Raw genomic sequence first — 12,229 nt, 5'->3', positions numbered from 1 at the left:
CCACAAAAATAAACCCGTTTTGCTAACCGGTAATTTTTTTCCGCAGCAAAACGGGTAGCTTTTCAGAAGCCATTAATCCTGTCGTTCTACTTGTGTTACATCACGTACTGCACCGGTATCGGCGCTGGTAGTCATCGCGGCATAGGCGCGTAAAGCAACGGAAACATGGCGCTGGCGCTCTACAGGTTTCCATGCACGGGCACCGCGGCTTTCCATCTCTGCACGGCGTTGCTGTAATTCAGTATCGGATACAGCCAGATGAATCCTGCGTGCAGGAATATCAATTTCAATAATATCGCCTTCGTGTACCAGACCAATATTGCCGCCTTCAGCAGCTTCTGGCGAAGCGTGGCCAATCGACAAGCCGGATGTGCCACCGGAAAAACGGCCATCGGTGAGCAGAGCACAGGCTTTACCCAAGCCTTTGGATTTCAGATAGCTGGTTGGATAAAGCATTTCCTGCATACCGGGCCCACCTTTAGGGCCTTCATAACGGATAATAACCACATCACCAGCCACAATCTGATTGCCCAGAATGGCTTCAACGGCCTCATCCTGACTTTCAAATACACGGGCACGACCGCTAAATTTAAGAATACTGTCGTCTACACCGGCGGTTTTCACCACACAGCCGCGTTCGGCCAGATTGCCAAACAAAACCGCCAGACCGCCATCCTGTGAATAAGCATGCTCTTTATCACGGATACAGCCATTTGCGCGATCCAGATCAAGCGATGGCCACATACAGTTTTGCGAGAAAGCTTCGGTTGAACGCACACCACCCGGTGCTGCCTGATATCGTTGTTTTGCTTCTGTATTGGCCGGATTGCTTACGTCCCAGTGCGCAATTGCATCTGCCAGCGTGGGCATGTGGACAGTATGCACGCTGGTATCCAGCAGGCCGGCACGATTGAGCTGGGACAGAATGGCCATTACACCGCCGGCGCGATGTACATCTTCCATATGATATTTCTGCGTAGCCGGTGCAACTTTACACAGACAGGGCACATGCCGGCTTAACTGGTCGATATCGGCCATTTTGAAATTAACACCAGCTTCGGTAGCTGCGGCGAGCAGGTGCAATACTGTATTGGTAGAACCGCCCATAGCAATATCCAGACTCATGGCATTATTGAAAGCTGCCTTGGTGGCAATGCTGCGGGGAAGAACACTGCTATCATCCTGCTCATAATAGCGTTTGGCTAATTCAACAATACGCCGTCCAGCTTCGAGAAACAGTTCTTTACGTAATGCATGGGTAGCCAGTAAGGAACCATTACCGGGTAAAGACAAGCCCAGTGCTTCAGTCAGACAGTTCATTGAATTGGCCGTAAACATGCCGGAGCAGGAACCACAGGTAGGGCAGGCACTGCGTTCTATACCGGCCACAGTTTCATCGCTGATTTTATCGTTACCGGCTTCAATCATGGCATCAATCAGATCCAGCTTGCGCGTCTGTTGCTGACCATTAGTCGTAGCGATGATTTTACCGGCCTCCATCGGGCCGCCGGACACAAATATGGTTGGAATATTCAGGCGCATCGACGCCATCAGCATGCCCGGGGTAATTTTGTCACAGTTGGATATACATACCAGTGCATCTGCACAATGGGCATTAACCATATATTCAACGCTATCGGCAATCAGGTCGCGTGAAGGCAGACTGTACAGCATCCCTTCATGACCCATGGCAATGCCGTCATCTACGGCAATAGTATTAAATTCTTTTGCGATACCACCGGAACGCTCAATTTCGCGTGCTACCAACTGACCGATATTATGTAAATGCACATGGCCGGGAACAAACTGAGTAAAAGAATTGGCGATGGCAATAATGGGTTTGCCGAAATCATGATCGGCAACTCCAGTTGCGCGCCATAGTGCACGCGCACCAGCCATATTGCGCCCGTGTGTGGAAGTCTGTGAACGGTATTGTGGCATGATCATTCCCTTGTAATGTTTTTTTATCTGTAAATGTAAAACAACTGCCAGCATGGTACGCAGACAGTTGATGTTTGTAAACTCAGGGCTAAACTTTAATTACAATGGTTGTAGCTAGAACATTTGCAGTGTACGCCGAAATTTATTTTTCGAAATAGTATGTGCTGATATGTATTATCTACATGGCTATTTCTCAGCTTTTATGACTATTGTCTTGGCTAAATAATCTTGAAGAGTACGGTAATTAATATTTTTTAGAAAAAGCATAAGCAGGCAAAAAATAGCCAGAAGTGGAAAATTAAATACTCTACCATCAAATAATTCAGAAGGTTTGACAAATATAACTACCAAAATAACAATAATATGTAAAATCATCTGAAAACTAATTTCGCGAAGCAATACAGTACCAATAAAACCCGGATTTTGACCGTAAATACCAATAACTTTAATACCCATCAAGCGTTTACCAATAGATTGCCCTGTGATACTCATCTGTATAGTTTGCCAAAGCGCAAAAATGGCCACAGGTAAAATAATATATAAAAATATACTTGATAGATCATGTGTTTTTTCAGAAACAAACAGCAATCCTAAAATAGATGAGACTGGTTCAGTAGACCGATAGTCAGAAAGAAACCATAACTCAAAAGGTAGTACAATATTTTGTCCTAAGGCCTCAGATTCAAAATCAAATGTTGCGTTATAAATGCGCAGACCTATAAAAATAATAAAATAATATATTGCATTATTAATTAAATAGGCTGCAATTCTCCTCCACGGAGAAGCTAATTCGACTGCGACTGAGCTACAGGATTCAGTCATAAACAACTTAGATTGATTATTATTTGAGTCTGAATGTTGTTGTGTATTTACCATAATTGAATCTATCCCAAATTTTGTATATTTTGCTTTTATAGACAACAGTTAATTCTGTTACTAAATTCTATAATAAATCGACTTATCGCACTTTTCCTGCTCCGGATGGGTACTACCCATCTTCCATATGATATTTCTGCGTAGCCGGTGCAACTTTACACAGACAGGGTACATGCCGGCTTAACAGGTCGATATCGGCCATTTTGAAATTAACCCCAGCTTCGGTAGTAGCGGCGAGTAGGTGCAATACCGAATTGGTAGAACCGCATATGGCGATATCTAGACTCATGGCATTATTAAACCGCTGCCTTGCTATTTCTCAACTTTTATGACTATTGTCTTGGCTAAATAATCCTGAAGAGTACGGTAATTAATATTTTTTAGAAAAAGCATAATCAGGCAAAAAATAGCCAGAAGTGGAAAATTAAATAATATACATTTAACTAATCTGGGTGACCAGAAAGAATTGTTAAGATCAAATGGCAAAATAATATATAAAATAATATATAAAATAATATATAAAATAATATATAAAATAATATATAAAATAATATGTGAAATTATCTTAAAAATAATTTCGCGAAGTAAGACAGTACCAACAAATCCCGGATTTTGACCGTAAATACCAATAACTTTAATACCCATCAGTCGTTTACCAATAGATTGCCCTGTGATACTCATCTGTATAGTTTGCCAAAGCGCAAAAATGGCTACAGGTAAAATAATATATAAAAATATACTTGATAGATCATGTGTTTCTTCAGGAAGAAACAGCAATCCTAAAATAGATGAGACTGGTTCTGTAGACTCGTAGTCAGAAAGAAACCATAATTCAAAAGGTAGTACAATATTTTGTCCTAAGTCCTCAGATTCAAAATCAAATGTTGCGTTATAAATGCGCAGACCTATAAAAATAATAGAATAATATATTGCATTATTAATTAAATAGGCTGCAATTCTCCTCCACGGAGAAGCTAATTCGACTGCGACTGAGCTATGGGATTCAGTCATAAACAATTTAGATTGATTATTATTTGAGTCTGAATGTTGTTGTGTGTTTACCATAATTGAATCTATCCCAAATTTTGTATATTTTGCTTTTATAAATAACTGTTAATTCTGTTACTAAATTCTATAATAAATTGACTTATCGCACTTTCCCAGTTCTGCATGGATACTGCCCATCTTCCATATAATATTACTGCGTAGCCGGTGCAACTTTACACAGACAAGGTACATGCCGGCTTAACTGGTCTATATCGGCTATTTTGAAATTAACCCCAGCTTCGGTAGCTGCGGCGAGCAGGTGCAATACCATAATGGTAAAATCGCCCATAGCAATATCCAAACTCATGGCATTATTAAACGCAGCCTAGATGGCAATGCTGCGGGGGAGGATAATGCTATCATCTTTGTTCATAATAGCGTTTGGCTAATTCAACAATACGCCGTCCAGCTTCGAGAAACAGTTCTTTACGTAATGCATGGGTAGCCAGTAAGGAACCATTACCGGGTAAAGACAAGCCCAGTGCTTCAGTCAGACAGTTCATTGAATTGGCCGTAAACATGCCGGAGCAGGAACCACAGGTAGGGCAGGCACTGCGTTCTATACCGGCCACAGTTTCATCGCTGATTTTATATTACCGGCTTCATTCATGGCATCTATCAAGTCCAGCTTGCGCGCTTATTGCTGACCATTGAGGGTTTGCCAAAATTATGATCAGTAAACCCTAGTTGCGCGCCATAGTGCACGCGCACCCATACTACACATTAAGTTAATTTTTGTAAACTAAGAGCTAAATTTTAATTACAATGGTTTTAGCCAGATAGTCTTCTAAAGTGCGCCGATAAGTTGAGGTGCGAAATAACATAAACAGACAAATAACATAAAAAAATAAAGCTATAGTATTAGGTTTAGTTAATGCAATTACAATATTTTGATAAAAGATCAGATTTAGCGACAGACCTACTGTGGTTAATGCAACAGAAGGGACTATTGTACGGAGTAAAACAGTTCCAATAAAGCCGGGATTACTACCGTCTATCCCGATAACCTTTATTCTTAGTAGTTTTTTACCAAAGGATTGGCCTTTCGTACTCATCATAATGCACTGACCAATAAAATACATTAATAACGGAACTAAAGTAGCCAGTATTATACATATTTTTTCGGCTAGGGCACTGTGCAGTATTTTGGCTAAAAGCCCAAAGAAAACTGTGCCCAGAATTATACCAAGATAAAGAATTAGCCAGTTAATTATGGCTGCAGCAATGCGCATCCAAGGGGTGGCCAGTTCAACTTCAATTTCATAATCATCCGTTAAGATATTTGTGGATGACGAGGAAAGAAAATCAGTCATATGTAGAAATATCCAAAAGTAAATATAAGATATATAAAGTTATATTATACAAATTTCTTACAGAGTAAAAAAATATTTTATATCAATTTATTGGTGAATTAACAGGATATAAATTATTGACTGAACTAACAGATAGACTATTTGGATAAATAGTAATGTCACTGCAATTATAAATTTCTGCTTGACTAGAAAACAATAAAGTAATTATTCAAGCTATAGAATCTTTAGAAAATACTAATTAGCAACTTTATATTTGTATTAAAATTAACTGATTAATGACGGTATTTAGTGTATTTGTGTTGATGATTGCTTATATCACTATGGCCTAATACTTTGATTACAACAGTGCCAGCAAGATAGTCTCATTGCTGGGCTATTTGCCTCTAATCGAATTTAACAAACAACCCTCCTTAATTTTGTTGTTTGAATATGCGTGGCCATTCCAATTTGGATTAGCTTTATATATTCTTCTGGTTGCTTAGTGCTTTATTGCTTTTAAACAGATTTCCGTTGCTCTACTGATGAATTACGTTAGAATCAGCTTATCTGTTTGTAAAGGGGGTGAATCATGCAGCCATTGTCACATTATCCGTTTATTATTATCGGTGCTGGTCCCGTTGGTATGCTCGCCGCTCTGATGTTACAGCAGCAGGGTAAGCATGTATTACTGCTGGAAGCGCGTGCTGCTGACAGCCACTTAACCGACCAGCGCACACTGGCTTTGTCGTATCACAGTATTCAGGCTTTCCGGCGGGCTGGTGTGGATCTGCCTGATGAAACCTTTACTTTTATTCAGCAGGTGCATGTATCGCGCCAACAACATTTTGGCCGTGTATTGCTGACAGCGCAGGATATTAATTTGCCGTATCTCGGTGCCACAATTGATTATGCTCGGCTATTACATGCCTGTGAAAAGGCATTGCAAAAATATCATGTACCTGTGCAATGGCAGACTACTGTAGAGCAAGTACAAAGTACCGCGCATTGGGCTTCAGTACAATGTATATACCTGCAACAACAGCATATTCTGACGGCGCAATGGCTGATTCTGGCTGAGGGCGGTAATCTGGCGACCAGCTTGCCGGATATTCGGGTGCGTAGCCATGACTACCGACAGCAGGCACTGGTAAATACCCTGAAATTTGAATCGGGTAATCAGGCAATTGCCTATGAACGTTTTACCCGAAATGGCCCTTTCGCATTACTGCCTTATGGTGATGATTTTCGCCTGGTATGGACTTGTACTCCCGAGGAAGCACAACAGCGCCGGCAGCAGGATGTGCATGAATTTAATCAACAATTACAGGCTGTAATGGGAAGCCGGCTTGGTCAATTGTGTCAGATGGGTATGCCGGCGACTTTTCCGCTGAAATTGCGTCAGCTTAATCAGGTGTACAGTCAACGGGTAATCTGTATCGGCAATGCAGCTCAAACCATGCATCCGGTTGCAGCTCAGGGGTTGAATCTAGGGGTACGCGATGCGGAAACGCTCAGTGAGATATTGGGTAATGCTGGTTTGGCTGAGCTGGATAATATTGCTTTAGCCAGAAAGTATGCGCAGGCACGTGCATATGATGCTCGTGCGGTTGTTGGTTTTACCCACATTCTGGTACAGCTTTTTGATCATGCCCATAGCGGGCTGAAATATGGGCAAAGTCTTGCTATGGGCATTCTGGGCGCAATACCTGCATTAAGACACCAGTTTACCAGACAGCTAGTTTTCGGCCTGAACCAGCATTCCAGTTATCTGGTTAAATGACAATGTTTTATCAATATGGATAGTAATATGAGTAGTAAGCAGCAGTATGATTTTGATGTCATTATTCTGGGGGGCGGGCTAGTTGGCGCCACTCTGGCTCTGGCCTTGCTCCAGCAGGGTAAAAAAGTGCTGTTGCTGGAAAAAAAGCCGCCCAAAACCAATTTAAGCAGCCTGTCTCAGGCTTGGGATGCTCGTATTTATGCTGTCAGTCCAACTAACCAGCAGTTTTTAAATAAATTAGGTGTCTGGCCAGAAGAGAGGGTACAGGCAGTAAACCGTATGCAAGTGTATGGTGATGGTCATGGGCACATCAGCTTTGATGCCGCCAGTGTAAACGTACCCTGTTTAAATTATATGCTGGAAAACCGTTATCTGCTGGCAAAAATATGGCTGGCACTGGCAGAAAATGGTGTAACGATAGCAGAAAGCCGGCTGCTGTCGGTTAAAACCGATATCTGGTCTGCACTGGTCACACTTGAAAATGGCGAGTCTTATCGTAGTCAGTTACTGGTAGGTGCGGATGGTGCCAATTCATGGCTGCGTGAACAGGTTGGCATCGAAGTAAGCGCTTCTCCTTACCGGCAGCAGGGAGTAGTGGCCAATTTCAGCACGGCAAGGCCTCATCATGGTTGTGCCTATCAATGGTTCCGTGGTGGCGATATCCTCGCTTATCTGCCTTTACCACAACAACAGATTTCTATTGTCTGGTCAACTTCTGATGCAGAAAAGCTGACTATGCTGGCTGGGGAAGATTTTGCACGGCAGGTTGCTCAGGCTGGCCATTACACACTGGGCGAGCTAACGCTGACTACACCAGTATTCGCATTTGATCTGATAAAACGTCAGCCAAAGACAGTTATCAGTCAACGTCTTGCCTTGATTGGCGATGCCGCGCACACTGTGCATCCGCTAGCTGGACAGGGTGTTAATCTGGGTTTTGCCGATGTGCAGTGCCTTAGTAATCTTCTGGCACAATCCAGTGATATAGGTAGCTGGTCATTGCTCAAGCAGTATCAGCGTTCCAGATTGCTGGCAGTACGTATGATGCAACAGGGATGTGATGGACTGTTCAGGTTGTTTGCCAATAATGATTTACCCGGTATAGGCTGGTTACGTAATCAGGGACTGAATATGGTTGATTGTTCGGGGATGATTAAGAACAGGCTGATTCGTCAGGCTATGGGTTTATAACGATATTACCCAAATATTATATTCTCCCTAAACTTTCATACTAACGTTTTGGAAGTTAATTGTAATCTATTATGCAATAATTTAGAAACGTTAATGTTATTCTGAACATGCGTTTGTTAATTATAAGTCAGGCATTAAATTTAGTAGTACTTTCCCTGTCAGTAAGGTTAATTTACTTATTACGCAGAGTTATATTTTAGTTTTTACTTCTTGCTTTTATAAATTATGTGATCAAAGCTTCTATTTAAAAGTTCGCGCTTGAAGATGTAAGAGTACTTACATTCATAGTATTGAAAATCTTTGAGTCCTGAAAATGAAATATCCTCTCACTTCTATGGTTATTAATAATCATAGAAGTGAGAGGATATATTTGAATTAAAGGCCAATCAGATTAACTTAGCTTATTGAATAATACAATCACTCAGCATTGGTGTACCAGCAAATTCGCTATCACCCGTACAAATCATATTGATTTTTTGACCTTTTTTCAGATCGGCTGCTTTATTGGCTTCGCTAGTGGCCAATTTCGCCTGAGGCATATCTATTTCAAATTCATCGCCAGCTTTAAGTACTATATATGGTTCATCTCCCAATCCGGCTTCAATACTGTTAATAGTGCCACTGATAGATAATTTTTTATCTTTAAATTTTTTATTTGCGGCTACTTCATTTGCTTTATAGGCTTTCAGTAACTCATTTGACGTAACTTTAATTAATGCTTCTTCATTTTCTGTTACATCGGTATGATTACCAGTAGTTGTTGCAGGGGCTGTTACATTTGAAGCTGCTGAAGCTGATGTTGCCGGAGCAGAAGAACTCTGATTTATTTCTGGTTTAGTGTCGTTCTTACCAAATACAATGCCTAATATAATTAAAATAACAACAATAATTACAATCCATTTTACAGCGTTTTTCAAGTCAAATACTCCTGTACAAAATTAAATATTCTATTTGTTAATTTAAATATAATTAATAAATATTTCGTAATATTAAAATATATTATCATTAATTATATTATATTAGTAAATGTATTGAAAAGTTATTTTGGAGTTTTCTACAGTATAAATGTATATAAATTAATCTATCTACTTGTATGAAATTATAAAATTATATTTCATTCTGGATTTATTGCTCATGAGTGATTCGATTAGTTAAATATATTTTCTGATTTGTATAATTTAATCGTGGTAATTTTTCAGACTGAGTCAGTTTGATATGGGTAGTTTGGCGTTAACACTAGAGCCGATTGTCGCAGTGATAGTAGTTATTCACAGTCTAGTATGATATGAAGAAATAGGCAGAATTTTGTTCAGAAGCGTTTTGCGCAGTAATAGGGATCCGCATAGGCGCACAAGCTGGATTAATAAATATTTAGAAGACTAGTGAAGATAAAATAAAAAAAGACCAGCTCAAGCGGTCTTTTTCTGTTTTTATGGTGCCCGGGGCCGGAATCGAACCGGCACGGCCGTTTTAAGAGCCGACGGATTTTAAGTCCGTTGTGTCTACCAATTTCACCACCCGGGCAGGGCAGTAATCAATATTAATACACACTGTGCATTAAATTTATGTTGGAGGCGGGGGCACGGATTTAAACCGGCCTACACAGCTTTGCACACTGTGGCATAGTCACTCTGCCACCCCGCCATAAAGGCTATTTACTAGTATCTGGAGGCGGGAGTCGGAATCGAACCGGCGTACACGGATTTGCAGTCCGCTGCATGACCACTCTGCCATCCCGCCTTAAATATTTACTCAATCGGGTAGAGCAACTACTAAATCAAAATCTGGAGCGGGAAACGAGTCTCGAACTCGCGACCTCAACCTTGGCAAGGTTGCGCTCTACCAACTGAGCTATTCCCGCAGATTCACTTTATACATGTGAGCATGTTTTTTGGAGCGGGAAACGAGTCTCGAACTCGCGACCTCAACCTTGGCAAGGTTGCGCTCTACCAACTGAGCTATTCCCGCAGATTCACTTTATACATGTGAGCATGTTTTTGGAGCGGGAAACGAGTCTCGAACTCGCGACCTCAACCTTGGCAAGGTTGCGCTCTACCAACTGAGCTATTCCCGCGTTTCTCATTCGTGCTGAATGAAGAAGCAACATTATATCGATGAAAAAATTTGTGTCAAGGCTCTTGGCTAGTTTAATGAGGTGTTTTTTGCTTTCACTATGATTTTTTAGGATTTAAATTCTTTGGTAGCCATCTTCAAATAATAAAGCATTGACCAGATAGTCAGAATACAGGCAATAAGCATAAGAATATTTCCCAGTTTCCACAGCAGATTGGGTTCAGCCAGTGGGGGTGAAGTCAGTAATAAAAGAAAAATAGCACCCATCTGTGCTGCGGTTTTGAATTTGCCCAGTTTAGCCACGGCAACACTGTTGCGTTTACCTAGCTGAGCCATCCATTCCCGCAAAGCGGAAATAGTGATTTCACGACCAATAATAATCATAGCAAATATGGCATAAGTGCGGCCGGTGGCTACCAGTAATATCAGTGCTACAGCTACCATTAGTTTGTCTGCAACCGGGTCGAGAAAAGCGCCAAAATTGGATGTCTGTCCCCAACGGCGTGCCAGATAGCCATCAAACCAGTCAGTTATTGCGGCTGCGGCAAAAAAGCTTGCTGCCAGCCAGTTAATAATCTGGCGATCGCTAATCCAGTTTGCAGGCAAGTAAAACAATAAGGTAAATATAGGAATGATGAGGATACGCAACCATGTGAGCAATATCGGAAAATTCCAGGGCATAACGGGGTGTTCCTGACAGGTTATGATTTGGTTGGTTTACATGATACCTGTTTGAAAGCTTTAAGGTGATTTTTTATCACTAACTGACTTCTGCATCAGGGGCTGAGTTTTAGTGTAGATTTAATTTTTACCTATATATCCGGTAGTTATTTGTGACTTATTGCAATTCAGGTATTTTGGCTGAGCTTTAATTTCGGGCGGTATCTAACATACTGCCCGAAATTAAAGACTGGATTATTTAACCATATCCTTGTATGCAGCATAACCTGCTGCATCCATTTCATCATAAGGGATAAACCGCAGGCTAGCTCCGTTGATGCAATAACGTAAACCGCCACGCTCCTGCGGGCCATCCGTGAATACATGTCCCAAATGTGAGTCTGCCTGATGGCTGCGTACTTCAGTTCGCTGCATACCAAGACTGTTATCCTGATGTTCGCTAACTACTTCCGACTGTATCGGCTGGCTGAATGCCGGCCAGCCACAGCCGGAATTAAATTTGTCTCGCGAGCTGAAAAGTGGTTCGCCGCTGACAATATCGACATAAATACCGGGAACAAACAGTTCATCGTACGGATGGCTATATGGGCGCTCGGTGCCTGCGTTCTGTGTGATTTGATAAGCTTCTTCTCCTAGCTGCTGCTGTAAAGTTGCAGCATCCGGCTTATGAAAGGTTTTGGCATCATAAGTTTGAGTGGACGTTGCAGTTTTGGGAAGCTCTGGCAAGGGCTCACGGGCTTTTTGCAGGTCAATATGGCAATAGCCTTGAGGATTTTTGTCCAGATAATCCTGATGATATTCTTCAGCCGGAAAAAATTGCTGCAGGGGCAGATTTTCTACTACGATAGGTGCTTGATAACGGCCTTGTTCGGCTTTGATTGCTGCCTGAATCACATCTCTGTCAGCAGTATCAGTATAGTAAATACCGCTGCGGTATTGGGTGCCAATATCATGTGCCTGACGATTCAGACTAGTGGGGTCTACGATACGGAAAAAATGGCGCAGTATGTCGGTTAAAGGCAAAACATCTGCATCGTATTCGACTTTTATAGTTTCCGCGTGACCGGTGTTTTGTTTACATACTTCTTCATAACTTGGATTATCGGTATGGCCGTTGGCATAGCCGGCCTGAGTGGCAAGCACGCCATTTAAACGTTTAAAATAGCCTTCCATGCCCCAAAAACACCCACCGGCAAGATAAATGGTTTTTATATTCATAATGTTATATTATATCCTTATGTGATGTATCCGTATATGCTAGCACTAGCCTGTATTGAATGAAAGATGTTGTTTTGCTTAATTATGTATGAGTGATATAAAATCTGTACTCGATTTTGGTTAATTCATG

8 protein-coding genes, 6 tRNA genes and 3 pseudogenes are annotated in these 12,229 nt (G+C 41.4%); 2 read left to right on the top strand and 15 right to left on the bottom strand.

Features of this window, described 5'->3' with window-relative positions; genetic code table 11:
- Positions 1 to 72: 72 nt before the first annotated feature.
- The 6 genes and pseudogenes from ilvD to GYX26_RS08730 all read right to left on the bottom strand — a co-directional run bounded on the left by ilvD (position 73) and on the right by GYX26_RS08730 (position 5,177).
- Complete coding sequence (gene ilvD / locus GYX26_RS08755) at positions 73 to 1,941, bottom strand: dihydroxy-acid dehydratase (RefSeq protein ID WP_174828923.1); 1,869 nt, start codon at positions 1,939 to 1,941, stop codon at positions 73 to 75.
- Between the two features lie 186 nt (positions 1,942 to 2,127).
- The gene (locus tag GYX26_RS08750; RefSeq protein WP_174828922.1) at positions 2,128 to 2,817 is read right to left on the bottom strand and encodes an RDD family protein; all 690 of its coding nucleotides are present in this window, start codon (positions 2,815 to 2,817) and stop codon (positions 2,128 to 2,130) included.
- A 118-nt stretch (positions 2,818 to 2,935) separates the two neighbouring features.
- Positions 2,936 to 3,127, bottom strand: a pseudogene (locus tag GYX26_RS08745) (dihydroxy-acid dehydratase); the annotation flags it as partial.
- A gap of 2 nt (positions 3,128 to 3,129) precedes the next feature.
- Positions 3,130 to 3,882 (bottom strand): RDD family protein, encoded by a 753-nt coding sequence (locus tag GYX26_RS08740; protein WP_174828921.1) that lies wholly within the window; start codon positions 3,880 to 3,882, stop codon positions 3,130 to 3,132.
- Between the two features lie 136 nt (positions 3,883 to 4,018).
- Positions 4,019 to 4,498 (bottom strand): annotated as a pseudogene (locus GYX26_RS08735) (dihydroxy-acid dehydratase); the annotation flags it as partial.
- 115 nt (positions 4,499 to 4,613) lie between these two features.
- Positions 4,614 to 5,177, bottom strand: a complete 564-nt coding sequence (locus GYX26_RS08730) for an RDD family protein (protein WP_174828920.1) — start codon at positions 5,175 to 5,177, stop codon at positions 4,614 to 4,616.
- Positions 5,178 to 5,745: 568 nt separating this feature from the next.
- Here GYX26_RS08730 and GYX26_RS08725 point away from each other — a divergent pair.
- Both GYX26_RS08725 and GYX26_RS08720 read left to right on the top strand, forming a co-directional pair.
- On the top strand, positions 5,746 to 6,936 hold the full coding sequence (locus GYX26_RS08725) for an FAD-dependent monooxygenase (protein ID WP_174828919.1): 1,191 nt from the start codon (positions 5,746 to 5,748) through the stop codon (positions 6,934 to 6,936).
- A gap of 27 nt (positions 6,937 to 6,963) precedes the next feature.
- Positions 6,964 to 8,127: an FAD-dependent oxidoreductase gene (locus tag GYX26_RS08720; protein WP_174828918.1), complete on the top strand. Its 1,164-nt coding sequence runs from the start codon at positions 6,964 to 6,966 to the stop codon at positions 8,125 to 8,127.
- A gap of 401 nt (positions 8,128 to 8,528) precedes the next feature.
- Here GYX26_RS08720 and GYX26_RS08715 read toward each other — a convergent pair whose 3' ends face one another.
- From GYX26_RS08715 to msrAB, 9 genes and pseudogenes are all read right to left on the bottom strand, one after another.
- Positions 8,529 to 9,044, bottom strand: coding sequence for a hypothetical protein (locus GYX26_RS08715; protein ID WP_174828917.1), 516 nt, complete (start codon positions 9,042 to 9,044; stop codon positions 8,529 to 8,531).
- Positions 9,045 to 9,560: 516 nt separating this feature from the next.
- A tRNA-Leu gene (locus GYX26_RS08710) sits at positions 9,561 to 9,651 on the bottom strand.
- Between the two features lie 45 nt (positions 9,652 to 9,696).
- A tRNA-Cys gene (locus GYX26_RS08705) sits at positions 9,697 to 9,771 on the bottom strand.
- Between the two features lie 22 nt (positions 9,772 to 9,793).
- A tRNA-Cys gene (locus tag GYX26_RS08700) sits at positions 9,794 to 9,867 on the bottom strand.
- Between the two features lie 45 nt (positions 9,868 to 9,912).
- A tRNA-Gly gene (locus tag GYX26_RS08695) sits at positions 9,913 to 9,988 on the bottom strand.
- Between the two features lie 31 nt (positions 9,989 to 10,019).
- Positions 10,020 to 10,095: transfer RNA gene (locus GYX26_RS08690), tRNA-Gly, on the bottom strand.
- Positions 10,096 to 10,125: 30 nt separating this feature from the next.
- A tRNA-Gly gene (locus GYX26_RS08685) sits at positions 10,126 to 10,201 on the bottom strand.
- Positions 10,202 to 10,308: 107 nt separating this feature from the next.
- Positions 10,309 to 10,881 (bottom strand): CDP-diacylglycerol--glycerol-3-phosphate 3-phosphatidyltransferase, encoded by a 573-nt coding sequence (gene pgsA, locus GYX26_RS08680; protein WP_100090530.1) that lies wholly within the window; start codon positions 10,879 to 10,881, stop codon positions 10,309 to 10,311.
- A 234-nt stretch (positions 10,882 to 11,115) separates the two neighbouring features.
- Positions 11,116 to 12,102, bottom strand: a pseudogene (gene msrAB / locus GYX26_RS08675) (bifunctional peptide-methionine (S)-S-oxide reductase MsrA/peptide-methionine (R)-S-oxide reductase MsrB); the annotation flags it as partial.
- Between the last annotated feature and the right edge of the window lie 127 nt (positions 12,103 to 12,229).

This window comes from Snodgrassella sp. ESL0253 (assembly GCF_013344965.1).
GTDB lineage: Bacteria > Pseudomonadota > Gammaproteobacteria > Burkholderiales > Neisseriaceae > Snodgrassella > Snodgrassella alvi_B.
Note: the sequence above shows the minus strand (reverse complement) of the source record. Positions and strands in the feature narration are given on the sequence as shown.

What these genes read in the sequence shown, in the direction of transcription:
- pgsA (WP_100090530.1), bottom strand. Translation starts at nt 10,881, where the DNA reads ATGCCCTGGAATTTTCCGATATTGCTCACATGGTTGCGTATCCTCATC.
- GYX26_RS08725 (WP_174828919.1), top strand. Translation starts at nt 5,746, where the DNA reads ATGCAGCCATTGTCACATTATCCGTTTATTATTATCGGTGCTGGTCCC.
- GYX26_RS08750 (WP_174828922.1), bottom strand. Translation starts at nt 2,817, where the DNA reads ATGGTAAATACACAACAACATTCAGACTCAAATAATAATCAATCTAAG.
- GYX26_RS08730 (WP_174828920.1), bottom strand. Translation starts at nt 5,177, where the DNA reads ATGACTGATTTTCTTTCCTCGTCATCCACAAATATCTTAACGGATGAT.
- GYX26_RS08740 (WP_174828921.1), bottom strand. Translation starts at nt 3,882, where the DNA reads ATGGTAAACACACAACAACATTCAGACTCAAATAATAATCAATCTAAA.
- GYX26_RS08720 (WP_174828918.1), top strand. Translation starts at nt 6,964, where the DNA reads ATGAGTAGTAAGCAGCAGTATGATTTTGATGTCATTATTCTGGGGGGC.
- ilvD (WP_174828923.1), bottom strand. Translation starts at nt 1,941, where the DNA reads ATGCCACAATACCGTTCACAGACTTCCACACACGGGCGCAATATGGCT.